We start from the raw sequence: 17,356 nt of genomic DNA on the forward strand, positions 1-17,356 counted from the left end.
TCAGCCGCCTTTTTCATTCAAGGTTGTGAACATGTCCCACCAGAAAATCCTCATCCTCGATTTCGGTTCCCAGGTCACCCAGCTGATCGCCCGTCGCGTGCGTGAAGCCAAGGTCTTCTGCGAGATCCATCCCTACGACGTCTCGGATGACTTCATCCGCAACTACGGCGCCAAGGGCATCATCCTGTCGGGCGGCCCGAGTTCGGTCACCGAGGGCGATACGCCGCGCGCGCCGAAGATCGTTTTCGAACTGGGCATCCCGGTGCTCGGTATTTGCTACGGCATGCAGACCATGGCCCAGCAACTGGGTGGCCAGGTGATGACCGCCGAAGCGGCCGGCAAGGCGCGCGAGTTCGGTTATTCGGAAGTGCGGGCGCACGGCCATACGGCGCTGCTGAAGGACATCGCCGATTTCACCACGGCCGAAGGCCACGGCATGCTCAAGGTGTGGATGAGCCACGGCGATTCCGTGATGGAACTGCCGCCCGGCTTCAAGACCATGGCCTCGACGCCGTCCTGCCCGATCGCGGCGATGGCCGACGAAGATCGTGGTTTCTACGCCGTCCAGTTCCATCCGGAAGTCACCCATACGCTGCAGGGGCGGGCCATCCTCGAACGCTTCGTGCATGGCATCTGCGGCTGCGGTACCGACTGGGTGATGGGCGACTACATCGCCGAAGCTGTCGCGGCGATCCGCGCCCAGGTTGGCAGCGACGACGTCATCCTCGGCCTGTCCGGCGGCGTCGATTCGAGCGTTGCCGCGGCGCTCATCCACCGCGCCATCGGCGACCAGCTGACCTGCGTCTTCGTCGATCACGGCCTGCTGCGCCTGAACGAAGGCGACATGGTCATGGACATGTTCGCGCGCAACCTTGGCGTCAAGGTCATTCGCGTCGATGCGGTCGACGACTTCATGGGCAAGCTGGCCGGCGTCTCCGACCCGGAGCAGAAGCGCAAGATCATCGGCAAGGAATTCGTCGAGGTCTTCCAGGCCGAGTCGAAGAAGCTGACCTCCGCCAAGTGGCTGGCCCAGGGCACCATCTATCCGGACGTGATCGAATCGGCCGGCAAGGGCAAGAAGGGCGCCCACACCATCAAGAGCCACCACAACGTCGGCGGCCTGCCGGAAGACATGCACCTCAAATTGCTCGAACCGCTGCGCGAGCTGTTCAAGGACGAAGTCCGCGAACTCGGCGTCGCCCTCGGCCTGCCGCGTGAGATGGTCTATCGCCACCCGTTCCCCGGCCCCGGCCTGGGCGTGCGCATCCTCGGTGAAGTCACGCAGAAGGCGGCGCAACTGCTGCAACGCGCCGATGCGATCTTCATCGACGAACTGCGCGCCACCGTCGCCAGCGAGCGCGATGCTGCTGCCGGCTTGTGTGCCGAAGCCGATGTCGGCAAGACCTGGTATGACCTGACCAGCCAGGCCTTTGCCGTCTTCCTGCCGGTCAAGAGCGTCGGCGTCATGGGCGACGGCCGCACCTACGAGAACGTCGTCGCGCTGCGCGCCGTCGTCACCAGCGACTTCATGACCGCGCACTGGGCGCACCTGCCGTACGAACTGCTCGGCCGCGTTTCCAACCGCATCATCAACGAAGTGCGCGGGCTGAACCGGGTGGTGTACGACGTCTCAGGCAAGCCGCCGGCGACGATCGAGTGGGAATGATTCCGCGTCTGGCACAGCCAGGCACCTGATGGCATGAAATGCCGCTAAGCCCGCGTAATTGCGGGCTTTTTTTTGTTTGTGTTTGGCACGATCTGGCAACGGGAGGAAGCGCCAAGCACCGTTTGAGCATGGCATTAAAGCTGGTATTATGGTTTGGCGATGCCATGATTGATGCCGATACCATGCTGCGTTCTTTTGTGTGTTCATGGTATTAATATTCTATAAGTTACTGTTTCGTAAGAAAAAATACGATAAATTCGAGATTTTTTCAGCATGGTATCGGAGACGAAGAAGGACAAGGTACATGCTGACCGATACCAAGCTGCGCAATCTCAAGCCCAGGGACAAACTCTACAAAGTGAATGACCGGGAAGGTCTCTATGTGGCAGTGACTCCAGCCGGCTCCATCTCGTTCCGTTACAACTACTCAATCAACGGTCGGCAGGAGACCATCACCTTTGGGCGTTATGGTGTCGGTGGCATCACCCTGGCCGAAGCCCGCGAGCTGTTGGGTGACGCCAAGAAGATGGTTGCGGCGGGCAAGTCGCCGGCCAAGGAGAAAGCCCGAGACAAGGCGCGGGTGAAAGATGCAGAGACGTTCGGTGCCTGGGCGGAGAAGTGGCTGCGTGGCTACCAGATGGCCGACTCCACCCGCGATATGCGCCGCTCGGTTTATGAGCGTGAGCTGAAGCCGAAATTCAGCAATCAGAAGCTGGTGGAGATCACCCACGAAGACTTGCGGGCGCTGGCTGATGCCATTGTTGAGCGAGGCGCACCGGCCACCGCCGTTCATGTGCGTGAAATCGTGTTGCAGGTATTTCGCTGGGCCATCGAGCGTGGGCAGAAGGTCGAAAACCCGGCAGAACTGGTGCGCCCAACAAGCATCGCTCGATTCGAGCCACGTGACCGAGCGTTGACGCCAGAAGAAATTGGGCTGATGTACCAGTACATGGAGCGAGTGGGCACAAGCCCAACAAACCGTGCGGCGGCCAAGCTGTTATTGCTGACGATGGTGCGCAAGAGCGAGCTGACCAATGCGACCTGGAGCGAGATCAATTTCAGCGAAGCGTTGTGGACGATTCCAAAGGAGCGGATGAAACGCCGTAACCCGCACCTGGTATTTCTGTCCCAGCAGGCTCTGGATATTTTCATTGCCATGAAAACCTTTGCCGGTGGTTCCGACTTCGTTTTGCCATCACGGTACGACTCGGATGCGCCGATGAGCGCTGCCACACTTAACCAGGTGCTGACGCTGACTTACAAGGCGGCGCAGAAAGATGGGAAGTCACTTACCAAGTTCGGACCGCATGATTTGCGGCGCACAGCCAGCACGCTGTTGCATGAGGCCGGCTACAACACCGACTGGATCGAGAAGTGCCTGGCGCACGAGCAGAAGGGCGTGAGGGCTGTCTACAACAAGGCTGAGTACCGCGAGCAGCGGGCGGCGATGTTGCAGGATTGGGCCGATATGATTGATGAGTGGACTTCGGGAGGCAGTAAGGGTTGATGTTTTTGCTATCTTTGATAGCATTGAAGTTGATGCCGTGAATTTATAAATAAGGCCGCCATTGGCATCGGGCAGGTCAATTACCGATTAGCTGCTTCGCGCAGCTACTCGATGAATAGCAACTATTCATTTGAGAGGTATTGACCCATGCAAAATATAAAGACCCTCATCAACAGGAAGAAGCTCCTGGAGATGATCCCGCTTTCGACACGAACAATTTATAACCTGGAGCAGCGAGGGGATTTTCCACGCCGTATCGCGTTAACCAGTAGAAATGTCGCCTGGGATTTGTCAGAGGTCGAAGAGTGGATTGAGGCACGTAAATCATCGGGTGATCAAGCTGCGCGACCTGGCCCTATAGAGGGCTAGTTATATGGCTCTTGATCTTATGGCGGCTTTCACGGAATTGCCGCCACCCATTGATTATGTTCTGCCTAATATGGTTGCTGGCACTGTTGGTGCTCTTGTGTCGCCTGGTGGGGCTGGTAAATCCATGTTGGCCCTTCAATTGGCTGCACAGATTGCAGGCGGGCCTGATTTACTTGAAATAGGCGAGTTTCCCACCGGGCAAGTGGTCTATCTGCCTGCTGAAGATCCACCGGCCGCTATTCACCATCGTCTGCACGCCCTTGGGGCACACCTCAGCGCAGCGGAACGGCAAGCCGTGGCTGATGGTTTGCTCATTGAACCCTTGATCGGTAAATGCCCAAACATCATGGCTGCTAGCTGGTTCGATGCTCTCAAACGAGCCGCTGAAGGTCGTCGCTTGATGATCTTGGACACTTTGCGGCGCTTCCACATTGAGGAGGAGAACGCTAGCGGGCCGATGGCGCAGGTTGTTGGGCACATGGAGGCCATAGCCGCTGATACAGGCTGCTCCATTGTGTTTCTGCACCACGCGAGTAAAAGCGCAGCCATGATGGGGTCGGGCGATCAACAGCAGGCCAGTCGTGGATCGTCCGTACTGGTTGATAACATCCGTTGGCAATCGTACCTATCCGGCATGACGCAAGGCGAGGCCGAGATACTGGGGGTCGATGATTGTCAGCGTGGGTATTTTGTCCGCTTTGGCGTCAGCAAGGCCAACTATGGCGCACCTTTTCAAGAACTCTGGTTTAGACGGCACGACGGCGGCGTGTTGAAGCCTGCTGTACTGGAGCGGCAGTGCAAGGTGAAAAGGAGACAGCGTGAAGAAGCCTAAGCATGACCTGACCCACGTCCGACATGATCCCGCGCACTGTTTGGCACCTGGCCTGTTCCGCAGCCTCAAGCGTGGCGATCGCAAACGCTGCAAGCTGGACGTGACCTACACCTTTGGCGAGGACGAATCCATGCGTTTCGTCGGATTCGAACCTCTCGGGGCCGATGATATGCGTCTTTTGCAAGGCATCGTGGCCCTTGGCGGCCCGAACGGCATCTTGCTAACCCCGGAACCGACCAGTGAGACGGGGCGACAGCTACGGCTATTCCTTGAACCCCGTTTCGAAGCCATTGAGCAAGACGGCTTGGTGGTTCGTGAGAGCCTGACCAAACTGCTCTCAGAAACGGGCATGACGGATAGCGGCGACAACATCAAGGCGCTCAAAGCCAGCCTGCTGCGCATGTCGAACGTCACCATCCTTGTGACGAAGGGACGGCGGCAAGCCGCGTTCCACCTGATGAGTCATGCTTTTGACGAGACGGACGGCAGGCTATGGGTTGCCCTGAATCCGCGTATTGCCGAAGCGATCCTGGGGCATCGTCCATATGCCCGTATCGACATGGCGGAAGTGCGGGTGCTACAGACTGATCCGGCACGGCTGATGCACCAACGGCTATGCGGCTGGATCGACCCCGGCAAATCCGGGCGCGTGGAACTGGACACGCTTTGCGGCTATGTCTGGCCAGATGAAGCCAATGCCGAAGCTATGAAAAAACGCCGTCAGACTGCCCGGAAGGCACTGGCCGAACTTGCCGCCGTGGGTTGGGTAGTGAACGAATACGCCAAGGGAAAATGGGAGATCAAGAGGCCTGGCCCCACGGCAACTGCACCCGTTTACCGTCGTAACGTTCCCTTGTTACCGTCGTAACGCTCCCCTTCTGCCGTCGTAACGTTCCCCGTCCCAATTTGGAAAACCCAGACGGTGCGCTGCTTTGCGGGCAGTTTGGGAAATCCATCCAAGATTATCTAAAGATAATCCATCATGCGCGGTGCAGCTCGCGCCTTGAGGGCGCGTTCTGACCTTGCCAATAAAGCCCTGGCGGGCTTTATCAATCGGCCATAGGCCGATGGTTTAACGCCAAGAAGAGAAGGCGGCTTCAGTGGCCGCTGAAACGCCTTGTGAGAGGGGAAAACAACCCGGAGTCCCTTATTCCATGAGCTGAAGCAGAATCTGCGTCTAACGGTGCTGGAGGGCCGCTGTGTGCACTTGTAGTTATCTGTACTGAAACCTTGGCTCGAAACGTGAAATGGCTAAGCAGTGCCCATTCGTTCGGTAAGAATAATAAGAAGATTATTATTCTTATTATTACCAAGCAGGAATGAGCCGTGTGTGTTGGACGCCCATAACCAGTAACCTGCGTGAAGGTGTCAACATCAGGAAAGGTTGCCCCTCAAGTATCAATACGTCGCCTTAGTGGTATGACGGGAGGGGAGGCAAATTTCTTGTGTTCATTGACACTTGAGGGGCGGGTTATGCCCTTCTTTTTTGGCGTCCAACTCGCCCCATCGGGGCGAATGGTTTGTGTCGATTGTTGGCATTTTAGGTTCCGATTTAAAGCCGATTGAGCAGCGATTTTGAAGCGACTATGTCGATTGCAGGCCGATTTGGTGACGATTACGGTTATGTTGCCAAGAATCGGTGTTTGTTTGACGATAAAACGCTTTACGTTCGATATGCGCTAGATTTTCAATAGTGGGTGAAATGCGGGCAGGATGGGTGAAGTTAGCTAACCGGCAAGCCGGTTATCTATCTTCACTGTCCCTTATTCGCGCCGGGGGCACTCAACGGGAATCCTGCCCTGCGGGGCTGATCGGCTACCGCCGGTTGCAAGAGTATAGGTCTTGCTATTTTTAATATCTTTGATAGCATGGTTGTCGGGTACACCAAAAGGGTATTGATATGGCAAATGTGCTTATCAGGAATTTACCCGCCGAGGTGCACCGTGCGTTGAAAGTTCGAGCAGCGCTCAACGATAGGAGCACCGACGCGGAAATACGCGAAATACTGACGGCGGCAGTACAGCCGCTAGAGCTTGAAGAGATTGGCCGGGAAGTTGGCTTGTCCGAAAGCGATAAAAAAACAGAGTAGTTTTACGTTTGTAAGTCCGGGCCTCAGCGCCAAGGGCAATACCGATCAGCTAGTGGCGTAGCTCTTCGATGAAACGTTGCCGAGAACAAGCACAACGCTTGGTCAAGGCAATGCCTTCTTTTCATCGACGGAGTACGACCATGAAGTCCAAAATTTTAGCGGCTAAAAAAACCGCTCTAGCCGTTGCACTCGCAACCGGCTTTATCACCACTACCACCGCCCCTGTGCAAGCTGGTATCCCCGTCATCGACGGCGGCAACCTGGCCCAGAACATCATGACGGCCATCGAGTCGGTGGCGCAGACGCTCAAGCAGATTGAGCAGTACCAGACCCAGTTGCAGCAGTACGAAAATCAGCTCCAGAACACGATGGCCCCAGCCGCGTATATCTGGGATCAGGCGCAGACTACGATCAACCGGCTGATTGCCGCGCAAAACACGCTGGCCTATTACGAGAACCAGCTAGGCAGCCTGGATCGTTACCTGGCCAAGTTTCAGGACGTGGCCTATTACCGCAGCTCGCCATGCTTCAACGGCAGCGGCGGATGCACGCCGGCCGAAAAGGCAGCGATGGAAGAGAACCGCCGCCTGGCGTCAGAGTCGCAAAAGAAGGCCAACGATGCCCTGTTCCAGACCGTTGCCGACCAGCAAAAGGCTTTGAAGGATGACGCCCGTACCCTGGAGCGGCTGCAAGGCGCGGCCCAGGGTGCAACTGGCCAGCTACAGGCCATCGGCTACGCCAACCAGCTCGCCAGCCAGCAGGCCAATCAGCTCTTGCAGATTCGCACCATGTTGACCGCCCAACACAACGCGGAGGCAGCCCGGATTGCAGCAGAACTCGATGCCGAGGCGCGAGGTGATGCCAGGGCCGAGCAAATGCGTACCTGGACGTTTCGCCCGAGTCCGGCAGACAACTACTAGGGAGGCGGTGAGATGAAAAAAATCTTTTTTACTACCGCGGCTACGTTGCTGTTGTTGGCTGGATGTGAACAGGAAAGGATGCCCGAACCAAATGCGGCGACGTGTGCCCCCGATGCGTTCCAGGCAGCACTGAATGAAATGCGCAGCGAAGCGAACCGAGAGGCCTTTACCGAGGAATGCAGAGCATTCCAGAAGGCCAAGCAGATGCGTCAGTGGGAGTTCAAGCCCAGCCCTAAAGATGATTATTGAGGTGGTCGCCATGAGAAAGAAAATTGCTCTAGGTGGCTTGATGATGGTCGCCACAATGGTGCTGGCTGAACCTGCAATGGCGCAGGAGCTAAGTAGCAGCGGTGTTATGAATGATGTGCTCAAGCGTTTTCATGATGCTGCCGCAACATGGGGGCCAGCTATTGAGTCCGCTGCATCGCGTTTGTTCTGGACGCTGGTTGTGATTTCGATGGTCTGGACATTCGGCATGATGGCTTTGCGCAAGGCCGACATTGGCGAGTTCTTCGCGGAGTTCGTTCGCTTCACGATCTTCACCGGCTTTTTCTGGTGGTTGCTGACGAATGCGAACCAGGGCATGAATATCGCCGGTACGATTGTTCAGTCATTGCAAACTCTGGGCGCGCAGGCGGGGGGACTTTCCAATAGCAATCTTGGGCCCTCCAGCATCCTTGATCTTGGTTTCGAGTTATACAACCGCACAGTACAGGCCACCTCGGAGCTGGGATGGCGGCAGATGGCAACTGCTCTGGTCATGGAGCTAATGGCCCTGGCTGTTTTGTTTGTCCTGGCGTTGATTGCGGTCAACCTGTTGCTGTTGCTCGCATCAGCCTGGATTCTGTTGTATGCCGGTGTGTTCTTCCTTGGCTTTGGTGGAAGTCGTTGGACTTCCGACATGGCGATCAATTACTACAAGACCGTGCTGGGCCTGGCCGCACAGCTTATGGCAATGGTGCTTCTGGTTGCGATTGGCAAAGAGTTCATCAATCACTACTACACGCAAATCAGCGAGAACATGGCATCCCAGGAACTGGCCGTGATGTTGGTTATATCGGTCATCTTGCTTTTCTTGGTCAACAAAGTTCCGCCGATGATTTCTGGTCTTGTGTCTGGTGGTGGTATTGGCGCAGCCGGTGGAATTGGAAACTTCGGTGCGGGTGCGGCAGTTGGGGCGGCGGTGACGGCGGCCAGTATGGCAACTGGCGGCGCTGCCCTGGCAGGTAAAGCGGTTATGGGTGCCGCAGCCGGTGCAGCCGGAGGTGCAAGTGCACTCCAAGCGGCTTTTCAGAAAGCATCAGCGAGTATGGAAACCGGCGGTGACATGTCCAGCATGGGGTCAGTTGTCAGCAGTGGCGGAAACGGTGGTGGTGAAGCGGGTACTGCTGGCAGTAGCCCATTCGCCCAAGCGGCTGGCTTTGGTGACAGCGGCAGTAGCTCAAGCGGTGGCGGCTTTGCCAAGGCCGCGAAGCTGGCCACAGGCACGGCCTCCGAGTTAGCCAAGGGTGTCGGCTCTCAAGTGAAGCAGGGATTCCAGGAGCGAGTGAGCGAAACCACAGGCGGAAAACTGGCTGCTTCGATACGCGAAAGCATGGAGCCGAAAGAAGCAAGCCAATCTGGCCAGTTCGAGGGCAATAGCTTGGGCGCCGATTCTGGCCCAGATAGTAACGAAGTCAGGAGTTAGCACGATGACGACATCAACATACATGGCCGCATTGGCGGCCCTGGATGAAGCGCCAAGGGAAGAAGTCAGCCAGGTATTTATTTCGCCGCTGGGTGATCAATCGACCGAGGTCGATGCAGAGACAGAAACAGCCGCTTTTGTATCACGGCCAGACCCTATGAGAGAGAGCGAAACTAAGCCGATAAGTATTGAGGTTAATGGCGGCAGGAATGAGCGGTCAGCATTCGCGGAGGCGGCGGGGCTGTACCTGTAGGCGCACCGGGCTGGCCACAACCAGCCCGGCACTTTCAATCAACACCTACTGGAGAGGTGAATTATGACAACACAACATATTATCGAACCAGGGCAAGCAGTGCATCAAGCAGCGGCTATTCTTTCTTCTTTGGAGTACATCAACCAAGCGGAAGCGCGGAGCCTTGGGCCATTGGCCGAAGCCGTCGCTAATGCTTTTATGGTGGTGTACTACCAAGCTGAAACGGGCCGGGCGACACAGGCTGATTTTCAAGAAGCAATGAACGCCTTGCGCCAAGCGTGCAGCTAATGACGAAAGGGCGGCCACTCGAACTGGCCGCCTTTTTCAATCTTCACTGTTTGGCCATTCCCGACCCACAGACGGCGCATCCATCCATTCGCGTTCCTCCGGCGGCAGCGGGTAAGCCCCGGATGCTTCCGCGTCGGCCAGTAGTTCGGCCAGTGTGTAGCGCACCCGACCAGTGGAAACGGCGCGGGCCGGGTCGGCCTTCTCATGCAGCCTGTTCTCTAGGTTCTTTGGGTCTGTCATCGGGCGACCTCAGCAAGCATGGATACTAGGTGTTCCAGGTCAGTGATCGAATGCGCCAGGAAGCGGCCGGCGCGGCAATCTGCAATCATTTCCTCAGTTTTTTCCTACTCATGTTCAACCTCGTTCGTACCAGCTCTTCGAGCGATTCACCACGCGCACGACCAGCAGCATCACCGGCACTTCGACCAGGACGCCGACCACGGTTGCCAATGCAGCGCCGGAGTGCAGACCGAACAAGCTGATGGCGGCCGCCACGGCCAGCTCGAAGAAGTTGCTGGCACCGATCAGGGCCGAAGGACAGGCGACAGAGTGCTTTTCCCCCGCCCGCTTGTTCAGCCAGTAGGCTAACCCGGAATTGAAGAACACTTGAATCAAGATCGGCACGGCTAGCATGGCGATCACTAACGGCTGCCGGATGATGGCCTCGCCCTGGAAGGCGAACAGTAGAACCAACGTCAGCAGCAGCGCGGCCATCGACCACGGCCCGATCTTCTGCATGGCCCGTTCAAAGGCGGCCTGTCCTTGCTTGAGCAGATGCCGCCGCAAGAGCTGCGCCAGGATCACCGGCACGATGATGTAGAGCACGACCGAAATCAGCAGCGTGTCCCAAGGCACCGAGATCGAGGACATGCCCAGCAGCAGGCCGACGATGGGCGCGAAGGCCACGATCATGATGGCGTCGTTCAGAGCCACTTGCGAGAGCGTGAAAAGCGGGTCGCCGTTGGTAAGGCGGCTCCACACGAACACCATTGCCGTGCAGGGCGCGGCGGCCAGCAAGATCAAGCCCGCGATGTAGCTGTCCAGTTGATCGGCCGGCAGGAACGGAGCGAACACTTGTCGGATGAACAGCCACCCCAGCAGGGCCATCGAGAATGGCTTGACGGCCCAATTCACGAACAGCGTGACGCCGATGCCGCGCCAATGCTCTTTGACCTGGTGCAGCGCCCCGAAGTCGATCTTGACCAGCATCGGGACGATCATTACCCAAATCAGCAGGCCCACCGGCAAATTGACCTGGGCCACTTCCATGCGGCCTATGGCCTGGAACACGTCAGGAAGGCCCTGGCCGAGCGCAACACCGGCGACGATGCACAGGGCCACCCACAGCGTCAGGTAACGCTCGAAGCCGCTCATCGGGGCCTGGCGCGGCTTCGCGGCGATGGCCTGTGCGCCGGCGCTCATGCTTCCTGCTCGGTCTTGCCGATGTTCGCCAGCTCGCGCTTGATGGCCGTCTGGTCAAGCATTTTGAGAGGCAGATTCACGAACAGGCGGACGCGGTTCATCATGTGCCGGAAGGTTTGTTCGAAGGCCCGGCGCTTCTCGGCGTCAGTGCCTTCGACGGCGGCCGGGTCTTCAAATCCCCAATGCGCCGAGATCGGCTGACCAGGCCACACCGGACACATTTCGCCGGCGGCGTTGTCGCAGACGGTGATGATGAAGTCCATCTTCGGTGCGTCGGGCGTGGCGTACTCGTCCCAGCTCTTGCTGCGCAGATTCTCGGTCGGGTAATTCACCGACTCCACCTTTTCGACGGCGAAGGGATTGACCTTGCCGGTTGGGTGACTGCCGGCGCTGTAGGCGCGGAAGCGCCCTTGCCCCATCGTGTTGATGAGAGCTTCGGCCATGATGCTGCGCGCCGAATTGCCGGTGCAGAGGATGAGGACGTTATAGATTCTTTCGGTCATGATGTTTCGCTTTCTGGTAGTGGCTGGGGAGCAATGGCGATGGATGAAAGATCGGTGGCCTCGTCGATGACGTGGCCGGCCGCTTTCCGTTCGGAATAGCGGTCTGTCAGTGCTTCACGGTGCGGCCGTACCAGCGCCGTGAAGCGCACCAGTTCTTCCATCACATCGGCTATTCGGTCGTAGTACGGCGAGGGCTTCATGCGGCCCGCCGCGTCGAACTCTTGGAACGCTTTGGCGATACTCGACTGGTTCGGAATGGTGAACATTCGCATCCAGCGGCCGAGCAGACGCAAGGTGTTCACGGCGTTGAAGCTCTGCGAGCCGCCGGATACCTGCATCACGGCCAGGGTGCGGCCTTGGGTCGGCCGGATGCCGGCCATTTCAAGCGGCAGATGGTCAATCTGCGCCTTCATGACACTGGTAATCTGACCGTGGCGTTCCGGGCTGCACCAGACTTGTCCCTCTGACCACTCGGACAGGGCGCGCAGCTCCTTGACGGCCGGGTGATCGTCGCTTTGCACTTGATCGGGCAACGGCAAATCGGACGGGTCGAAGATGCGTGTTTCTGCGCCAAAGAATTGCAGCAGCCGGGCCGCTTCCTCGACGGCCAGCCGTGAGAACGAGCGGGCGCGCAGCGAGCCATACAGCAGCAGGATACGCACCGGCGGGGCGTCGGGTGCCAGCCCGAGCGCCGGGCGCTCGATGGCAAAGGATTTGTCCAAAGCGGGCAAAGAATCGGGGTCGGAAAGATGGCGAAGTCTCATGCCAACACCTTCCCGGCTTCCGTGGTGCAAGACAGGTTGCACACCTGGCCGCCGCAGCAGTTTTCCGTGAGAAAGGCCACCAGGTTAGTGGCCGTCGAAAAGTTCGCCTCGTAGATCACAAATCGGCCTTCTTGCCGCGACGTGACCATGCCGGCGTGTGCCAGCTCTTTCAGGTGGAAGGATAGCGAAGACGGCGGGATGCCGGCCGCTTCGCTGATTTTTCCGGCGGCCATGCCGGCGGGGCCGGCCTGGACGAGAAGCCGGAACACCGCGAGGCGCGATTCTTGAGCGATGGCCGCCAGGGCGGCTACAGCATTTATCGTTTCCATGTTTCAATAATAGTCGAAATATGGAGTGTGCTCAATAGCTCATTTAAGCTGTAAAAATGAGCTAGGCGCATTTAGATCGATATGTGATAAATTGGCCTGCCAGTTTAAGATGGGTGCATTTGAGTATGCCCAAAGGAGCCCGCAAGTATGCGCAGGACGAAGCCAGTAGCCGCGCCGATGGTGGCGCGGGTCTATCTGCGCGTCAGCACCGACGCGCAGGACTTGGAACGCCAAGAGGCGATCACTACGGCCGCGAAGGCCGCCGGCTACTACGTCGCCGGCATCTACCGTGAGAAGGCATCCGGCGCACGCGCCGACCGGCCTGAGCTGCTGCGCATGATCGGCGACCTACAGCCCGGCGAGGTGGTCATTGCCGAGAAGATCGACCGCATCAGCCGCCTACCTTTGCCCGAGGCCGAGCGCCTGGTGGCCTCGATACAGGCCAAAGGCGCACGCCTGGCCGTCCCTGGCGTGGTCGATCTATCCGACCTGGCGGCCGAGGCCCAGGGCGTCGCCAAGATCGTGCTGGAAGCCGTGCAGATCATGCTTTTTCGCCTGGCCTTGCAGATGGCCCGCGACGACTACGAGGACAGGCGCGAACGCCAGCGCCAAGGCATTGAGTTGGCCCGCCAGGCCGGGCGGTACAAGGGCCGCCGTGCTGATCCGAAGCGCCGCGCCCAAGTTGTCGCGCTGCGCAAGTCCGGCTACAGCATCAACAAGACCGCCGAGCTGGCCGGGTACAGTGCGGCCCAGGTGAAACGGATATGGGCCGAGGTCAGCCAGGCCGAAGCGAAGCAGCACGGCGCGTTCGTGGAGGACGCATTGACGGAAGCCGATGCCCTGGCCGCTGTCGGCCAGGATGAGCGCCAGGAGGAAAGGGCATGAAGAAGCCGAACCAAGACGACGAGCCGTTTTTCATCACCGAGGAGATTGCGGCCGAAATGATCGCCGGCGGCTATGAGTTCGAGCTGCCGCCCATTCCTTGCACCATCCGCCTACGCGACGTGCTGGAGCGCATGACCGATGCTGAGCTAGCATTGCAGCCGGGCGAGATCGCCGACCAGGAGCGTGAACGCTGCCGGCGCAAGCCGTGTTCAACCTCATGATCTGGTCATGGTATTTTTCATGGCACTGAGCCTGATAGTTCTTGCAAATTGTTGTCACTAAAGGGTTTTGTGTGCTTGTTTACAATCGAGTGGGAGTGACGGGCACTGGCTGGCAATGTCTAGCAACGGCAGGCATTTCGGCTGAGGGTAAAAGAACTTTCCGCTAAGCGATAGACTGTATGTAAACACAGTATTGCAAGGACGCGGAACATGCCTCATGTGGCGGCCAGGACGGCCAGCCGGGATCGGGATACTGGTCGTTACCAGAGCCACCGACCCGAGCAAACCCTTCTCTATCAGATCGTTGACGAGTATTACCCGGCATTCGCTGCGCTTATGGCAGAGCAGGGAAAGGAATTGCCGGGCTATGTGCAACGGGAATTTGAAGAATTTCTCCAATGCGGGCGGCTGGAGCATGGCTTTCTACGGGTTCGCTGCGAGTCTTGCCACGCCGAGCACCTGGTCGCTTTCAGCTGTAAGCGTCGCGGTTTCTGCCCGAGCTGTGGGGCGCGGCGGATGGCCGAAAGTGCCGCCTTGCTGGTTGATGAAGTACTGCCTGAACAACCCATGCGTCAGTGGGTGTTGAGCTTCCCGTTTCAGCTGCGTTTCCTGTTTGCCAGCCGGCCCGAGATCATGGGGTGGGTGCTGGGCATCGTTTACCGCGTCATTGCCACGCACCTGGTCAAGAAAGCGGGCCATACCCACCAAGTGGCCAAGACGGGCGCGGTCACCCTGATCCAGCGTTTTGGATCGGCGCTCAATCTGAATGTTCACTTCCACATGCTGTTTCTCGACGGTGTGTATGTCGAGCAATCCCACGGCTCAGCGCGTTTCCGCTGGGTCAAGGCGCCGACCAGCCCAGAGCTCACCCAGCTGACGCACACCATCGCCCACCGGGTGGGTCGCTATCTGGAACGGCAAGGCCTGCTGGAACGGGATGTCGAAAACAGCTATCTGGCCTCGGATGCGGTGGATGACGACCCGATGACACCCCTGCTGGGGCACTCGATCACTTACCGTATCGCTGTCGGTTCACAGGCGGGGCGAAAGGTGTTCACTTTGCAAACTCTGCCGACCAGTGGTGATCCGTTCGGTGACGGGATTGGCAAGGTAGCCGGGTCCAGCCTGCACGCCGGCGTGGCGGCCAGGGCCGATGAACGCAAGAAGCTCGAACGGCTGTGCCGGTACATCAGCCGCCCGGCGGTATCCGAGAAGCGGCTGTCGTTAACACGAGGCGGCAACGTGCGCTACCAGCTCAAGACGCCGTACCGGGACGGCACCACGCACGTCATTTTCGAACCATTGGATTTCATTGCAAGGCTGGCCGCCCTGGTACCGAAGCCCAGAGTCAACCTAACCCGCTTCCACGGGGTGTTCGCACCCAACAGTCGGCACCGGGCGTTGGTCACGCCGGCAAAACGGGGCAGGGGCAACAAGGTCAGGGTGGCTGATGAACCGGCAACACCAGCACAACGGCGAGCGTCGATGACATGGGCGCAACGGCTCAAGCGTGTTTTCAATATCGACATCGAGACCTGCAGCGGCTGCGGCGGCGCCATGAAAGTCATCGCCTGCATTGAAGACCCTATAGTGATCAAGCAGATCCTTGATCACCTGAAGCACAAAGCCGAAACCAGCGGGACCAGGGCGTTACCCGAAAGCCGGGCGCCACCGGCTGAGCTGCTCCTGGGTCTGTTTGACTGACGAGCCTGAAGGCCAACGATACCAATCAAAATGCTGCGTTCACAGCGCCGCGGCAGGGATCCGCCGTGCTGGTTGTCGGAAAAGGAGCCGCTAGTGGGAAAGAGGAGGGTAAATTTTCAGCGTTGCTGGCTCCCCGTCAGCCGGATTGGGTTGCATCGCAGGGGTGTCGAAAGAGTCAACTGCGGTCCAAAGCTGTTGGACTTGGGTGAAAAGGGCGTTTATTCTTCCTATACGTTGTCGGCAGCGGGCCAAAAAGGAATACGTCCATGCCCATCGAGGTGAAACCGGCTGTGAGCGCGGGTTCAAGCATATAGCCCGACAGGCGCGTATCCTTGCCGATCACGACACGATGGCGGTGGTCACCGCGACGAAAGACACGGCCAGCCGCCATGCCGACGCGCAAGGCGGTTTCCGCCGTCATCGCGCCTTCGTTGGCTTTGCCACGAATACCGTCTGTGCCGAAATATTTGCGCACCATAAGGTCGATTATCCTGTCGTCGGGTCGCCCTCAAAGGGGACATGCCTGCTGAACCGCGAATATAGAGAAATATCCCGAATGTGCAGTTAACGAATTCTTGCGGTTTCTTTCAGCGCCGCCAATACCGCCAGCCCGTCGCGCAAGGGGCGCGGCTCGTGTGTGCGGATGAAGTCAGCTCCACCTGCGGCGGCGGCAAGCTCTGCAGCGAGTGTCGCGGCCCCGACATCCCCCGGACCACGGCCTGTGAGCGCGCGCAGAAAGGATTTGCGCGAAACAGACAGAAGCACCGGCAAATCGAAGCGCAGCCGCAATTCATCGAACCGCGCCAGCACCGAGAGCGAGGTTTCGGGAGCAGCCCCCAGAAAAAACCCCATGCCGGGATCAAGGACAAGGCGGTTGCGTTTGATACCGGCACCCGTCAGCGCCGCGATGCGCGCGTCAAAGAACGCCGCAATGTGATCCATGATGTCGCCAGCGGGTGCCTCGCGCCGATCTGCCTGCCCGTCTTGCACCGAATGCATAACGACGAGTTTGGCAGATGATTTCGCCAATTGCGGATAGAACGCAGCGTCTGGAAAACCGCGAATATCATTGAGATAGGCCACACCACGCGACAAGGCATAGGCTTGCGTCGCGGGTTGATAACTGTCGAGCGAGACGGGAATGCCATCTGCCTTGAGCGCGTCCAGCACCGGCGCGATACGCGCGATTTCTGTGTCGGACGAAACAGGCGCGGCGTCGGGATTGCTGGATGCCGGACCGAGGTCGATCACATCTGCCCCCTCGGCCATCAGCTTACGCGCCTGCGCAATGGCTGCGTCTGGCGCCAGATACCGGCCTCCATCGGAGAAACTGTCCGAGGTTATGTTGACGATGCCGAAAATGATGAGCGATTTATTCATGGGGGCTTCTATAATAATAATAATCGAGCATGAGTATCATACGGATGCTCGGGTCGAAAGGGAATCCCCAGGCGAGTAACCTGTTTGCGGTGATCCATTAGCTGCAGGAGCAGAAGAGCATACATCTGGAAGCAAAGCCAGGAAAGCGGCCTATGGAGCTGTGCGGCAGCGCTCAGTAGGCAATTTTTCAAAATATTGTTAAGCCTTTTCTGAGCATGGTATTTTTCATGGTATTACCAATTAGCAGGAAAATAAGCCATTGAATATAAAAGATAAAAATGTCTTGTTTACAATAGAGTGGGAATGATCCCAAGTCTTCCGGCGACTATCGGTCGCCATCGGAAAACCCGAGAAACCCCCGGCAGATGCTGGGGGTTTTCTTTTGGGCGCATTCGTATTTGGCCGGGAAACTAGCAGCCTGTCGGACTAACTCTTTCCTGATGGGATAATGGCAGCGAGCCAACCGAACCGAGCCAGAGAGATGAGCCGTTTCCATCCTGTTGACCGCCAGACCGGCTACCTTTTACCGCCCTCGCT

20 protein-coding genes are annotated in these 17,356 nt (G+C 58.2%); 14 read left to right on the plus strand and 6 right to left on the minus strand.

The window, feature by feature from the left end:
- The first annotated feature begins 31 nt into the window (after positions 1 to 31).
- The 11 genes from guaA (at position 32) to ACLIIZ_RS10550 (ending at position 9,611) form a co-directional block, all read left to right on the plus strand.
- Positions 32 to 1,666, plus strand: coding sequence for a glutamine-hydrolyzing GMP synthase (gene guaA / locus ACLIIZ_RS10500; RefSeq protein WP_416692054.1), 1,635 nt, complete (start codon positions 32 to 34; stop codon positions 1,664 to 1,666).
- A 304-nt stretch (positions 1,667 to 1,970) separates the two neighbouring features.
- Positions 1,971 to 3,173: a tyrosine-type recombinase/integrase gene (locus ACLIIZ_RS10505; RefSeq protein ID WP_000954590.1), complete on the plus strand. Its 1,203-nt coding sequence runs from the start codon at positions 1,971 to 1,973 to the stop codon at positions 3,171 to 3,173.
- Between the two features lie 147 nt (positions 3,174 to 3,320).
- Positions 3,321 to 3,542, plus strand: a complete 222-nt coding sequence (locus tag ACLIIZ_RS10510) for a helix-turn-helix transcriptional regulator (protein ID WP_001179606.1) — start codon at positions 3,321 to 3,323, stop codon at positions 3,540 to 3,542.
- Between the two features lie 4 nt (positions 3,543 to 3,546).
- Positions 3,547 to 4,374: a helicase RepA family protein gene (locus tag ACLIIZ_RS10515; RefSeq protein WP_001162384.1), complete on the plus strand. Its 828-nt coding sequence runs from the start codon at positions 3,547 to 3,549 to the stop codon at positions 4,372 to 4,374.
- Positions 4,361 to 5,242, plus strand: coding sequence for a replication protein C, IncQ-type (gene repC, locus ACLIIZ_RS10520; protein ID WP_000743064.1), 882 nt, complete (start codon positions 4,361 to 4,363; stop codon positions 5,240 to 5,242). Before ACLIIZ_RS10515 ends, repC begins: the two co-directional genes overlap by 14 nt.
- Before the next feature lie 1,032 nt (positions 5,243 to 6,274).
- A complete protein-coding gene (locus tag ACLIIZ_RS10525) occupies positions 6,275 to 6,463 on the plus strand; it encodes a FitA-like ribbon-helix-helix domain-containing protein (RefSeq protein ID WP_000024442.1) in 189 nt (62 codons plus the stop codon).
- Between the two features lie 140 nt (positions 6,464 to 6,603).
- Positions 6,604 to 7,383, plus strand: a complete 780-nt coding sequence (gene trbJ / locus ACLIIZ_RS10530) for a P-type conjugative transfer protein TrbJ (protein ID WP_000836966.1) — start codon at positions 6,604 to 6,606, stop codon at positions 7,381 to 7,383.
- 12 nt (positions 7,384 to 7,395) lie between these two features.
- Positions 7,396 to 7,632, plus strand: coding sequence for an entry exclusion lipoprotein TrbK (gene trbK, locus ACLIIZ_RS10535; RefSeq protein WP_000718002.1), 237 nt, complete (start codon positions 7,396 to 7,398; stop codon positions 7,630 to 7,632).
- Between the two features lie 10 nt (positions 7,633 to 7,642).
- On the plus strand, positions 7,643 to 9,070 hold the full coding sequence (trbL, locus tag ACLIIZ_RS10540; protein WP_001405816.1) for a P-type conjugative transfer protein TrbL: 1,428 nt from the start codon (positions 7,643 to 7,645) through the stop codon (positions 9,068 to 9,070).
- A gap of 4 nt (positions 9,071 to 9,074) precedes the next feature.
- A complete protein-coding gene (locus ACLIIZ_RS10545) occupies positions 9,075 to 9,323 on the plus strand; it encodes a hypothetical protein (protein WP_000213809.1) in 249 nt (82 codons plus the stop codon).
- Between the two features lie 63 nt (positions 9,324 to 9,386).
- A complete protein-coding gene (locus ACLIIZ_RS10550) occupies positions 9,387 to 9,611 on the plus strand; it encodes a type I toxin-antitoxin system ptaRNA1 family toxin (protein ID WP_000211355.1) in 225 nt (74 codons plus the stop codon).
- Positions 9,612 to 9,965: 354 nt separating this feature from the next.
- On the opposite strand, the gene arsB is transcribed toward ACLIIZ_RS10550, so the two are convergent.
- The 4 genes from arsB to ACLIIZ_RS10575 are packed head-to-tail and all read right to left on the minus strand — an operon-like array spanning position 9,966 to position 12,629.
- Positions 9,966 to 11,033 carry an ACR3 family arsenite efflux transporter gene (arsB, locus tag ACLIIZ_RS10560; protein WP_001272375.1) on the minus strand — a complete coding sequence of 356 codons (1,068 nt, stop codon included), beginning with the start codon at positions 11,031 to 11,033 and terminating at the stop codon, positions 9,966 to 9,968.
- Complete coding sequence (locus ACLIIZ_RS10565) at positions 11,030 to 11,536, minus strand: arsenate reductase ArsC (protein WP_000140066.1); 507 nt, start codon at positions 11,534 to 11,536, stop codon at positions 11,030 to 11,032. The genes arsB and ACLIIZ_RS10565 overlap by 4 nt, the downstream gene beginning before the upstream one ends.
- Positions 11,533 to 12,300: an arsenical resistance protein ArsH gene (gene arsH, locus ACLIIZ_RS10570; protein WP_001239389.1), complete on the minus strand. Its 768-nt coding sequence runs from the start codon at positions 12,298 to 12,300 to the stop codon at positions 11,533 to 11,535. The genes ACLIIZ_RS10565 and arsH overlap by 4 nt, the downstream gene beginning before the upstream one ends.
- Entirely contained in the window at positions 12,297 to 12,629 is a 333-nt protein-coding gene (locus ACLIIZ_RS10575; protein ID WP_000447876.1) for an ArsR/SmtB family transcription factor, read from the minus strand. The genes arsH and ACLIIZ_RS10575 overlap by 4 nt, the downstream gene beginning before the upstream one ends.
- Positions 12,630 to 12,776: 147 nt before the next feature.
- Here ACLIIZ_RS10575 and ACLIIZ_RS10580 point away from each other — a divergent pair, with 147 nt between their 5' ends.
- From ACLIIZ_RS10580 to ACLIIZ_RS10590, 3 genes are all read left to right on the plus strand, one after another.
- Positions 12,777 to 13,514, plus strand: a complete 738-nt coding sequence (locus ACLIIZ_RS10580; protein ID WP_001366550.1) for a recombinase family protein — start codon at positions 12,777 to 12,779, stop codon at positions 13,512 to 13,514.
- Positions 13,511 to 13,735 carry a hypothetical protein gene (locus ACLIIZ_RS10585; RefSeq protein WP_000743213.1) on the plus strand — a complete coding sequence of 75 codons (225 nt, stop codon included), beginning with the start codon at positions 13,511 to 13,513 and terminating at the stop codon, positions 13,733 to 13,735. The genes ACLIIZ_RS10580 and ACLIIZ_RS10585 overlap by 4 nt, the downstream gene beginning before the upstream one ends.
- 210 nt (positions 13,736 to 13,945) lie before the next feature.
- Positions 13,946 to 15,439 (plus strand): IS91-like element ISCR2 family transposase, encoded by a 1,494-nt coding sequence (locus ACLIIZ_RS10590; RefSeq protein ID WP_001120888.1) that lies wholly within the window; start codon positions 13,946 to 13,948, stop codon positions 15,437 to 15,439.
- 175 nt (positions 15,440 to 15,614) lie between these two features.
- Here the strand turns inward: ACLIIZ_RS10590 and ACLIIZ_RS10595 are convergent, their stop codons facing one another.
- Positions 15,615 to 15,917 carry a phosphoglucosamine mutase gene (locus ACLIIZ_RS10595; protein WP_000251875.1) on the minus strand — a complete coding sequence of 101 codons (303 nt, stop codon included), beginning with the start codon at positions 15,915 to 15,917 and terminating at the stop codon, positions 15,615 to 15,617.
- Between the two features lie 86 nt (positions 15,918 to 16,003).
- Positions 16,004 to 16,819 carry a sulfonamide-resistant dihydropteroate synthase Sul2 gene (gene sul2, locus ACLIIZ_RS10600; protein ID WP_001043260.1) on the minus strand — a complete coding sequence of 272 codons (816 nt, stop codon included), beginning with the start codon at positions 16,817 to 16,819 and terminating at the stop codon, positions 16,004 to 16,006.
- Positions 16,820 to 17,356 lie beyond the last annotated feature (537 nt).

The organism is Azonexus caeni (genome assembly GCF_048146105.1).
In the GTDB taxonomy this organism is placed as follows: Bacteria; Pseudomonadota; Gammaproteobacteria; order Burkholderiales; family Rhodocyclaceae; genus Azonexus; species Azonexus aromaticus_B.

Coding starts and splice junctions, on each gene's coding strand:
- ACLIIZ_RS10595 (WP_000251875.1), bottom strand. CDS start 15,917: ATGGTGCGCAAATATTTCGGCACAGACGGTATTCGTGGCAAAGCCAAC.
- trbJ (WP_000836966.1), top strand. CDS start 6,604: ATGAAGTCCAAAATTTTAGCGGCTAAAAAAACCGCTCTAGCCGTTGCA.
- ACLIIZ_RS10510 (WP_001179606.1), top strand. CDS start 3,321: ATGCAAAATATAAAGACCCTCATCAACAGGAAGAAGCTCCTGGAGATG.
- arsB (WP_001272375.1), bottom strand. CDS start 11,033: ATGAGCGCCGGCGCACAGGCCATCGCCGCGAAGCCGCGCCAGGCCCCG.
- ACLIIZ_RS10525 (WP_000024442.1), top strand. CDS start 6,275: ATGGCAAATGTGCTTATCAGGAATTTACCCGCCGAGGTGCACCGTGCG.
- ACLIIZ_RS10580 (WP_001366550.1), top strand. CDS start 12,777: ATGCGCAGGACGAAGCCAGTAGCCGCGCCGATGGTGGCGCGGGTCTAT.
- ACLIIZ_RS10585 (WP_000743213.1), top strand. CDS start 13,511: ATGAAGAAGCCGAACCAAGACGACGAGCCGTTTTTCATCACCGAGGAG.
- ACLIIZ_RS10575 (WP_000447876.1), bottom strand. CDS start 12,629: ATGGAAACGATAAATGCTGTAGCCGCCCTGGCGGCCATCGCTCAAGAA.
- ACLIIZ_RS10590 (WP_001120888.1), top strand. CDS start 13,946: ATGCCTCATGTGGCGGCCAGGACGGCCAGCCGGGATCGGGATACTGGT.
- ACLIIZ_RS10565 (WP_000140066.1), bottom strand. CDS start 11,536: ATGACCGAAAGAATCTATAACGTCCTCATCCTCTGCACCGGCAATTCG.
- ACLIIZ_RS10505 (WP_000954590.1), top strand. CDS start 1,971: ATGCTGACCGATACCAAGCTGCGCAATCTCAAGCCCAGGGACAAACTC.
- guaA (WP_416692054.1), top strand. CDS start 32: ATGTCCCACCAGAAAATCCTCATCCTCGATTTCGGTTCCCAGGTCACC.
- sul2 (WP_001043260.1), bottom strand. CDS start 16,819: ATGAATAAATCGCTCATCATTTTCGGCATCGTCAACATAACCTCGGAC.
- arsH (WP_001239389.1), bottom strand. CDS start 12,300: ATGAGACTTCGCCATCTTTCCGACCCCGATTCTTTGCCCGCTTTGGAC.
- trbK (WP_000718002.1), top strand. CDS start 7,396: ATGAAAAAAATCTTTTTTACTACCGCGGCTACGTTGCTGTTGTTGGCT.
- ACLIIZ_RS10515 (WP_001162384.1), top strand. CDS start 3,547: ATGGCTCTTGATCTTATGGCGGCTTTCACGGAATTGCCGCCACCCATT.
- trbL (WP_001405816.1), top strand. CDS start 7,643: ATGAGAAAGAAAATTGCTCTAGGTGGCTTGATGATGGTCGCCACAATG.
- ACLIIZ_RS10550 (WP_000211355.1), top strand. CDS start 9,387: ATGACAACACAACATATTATCGAACCAGGGCAAGCAGTGCATCAAGCA.
- ACLIIZ_RS10545 (WP_000213809.1), top strand. CDS start 9,075: ATGACGACATCAACATACATGGCCGCATTGGCGGCCCTGGATGAAGCG.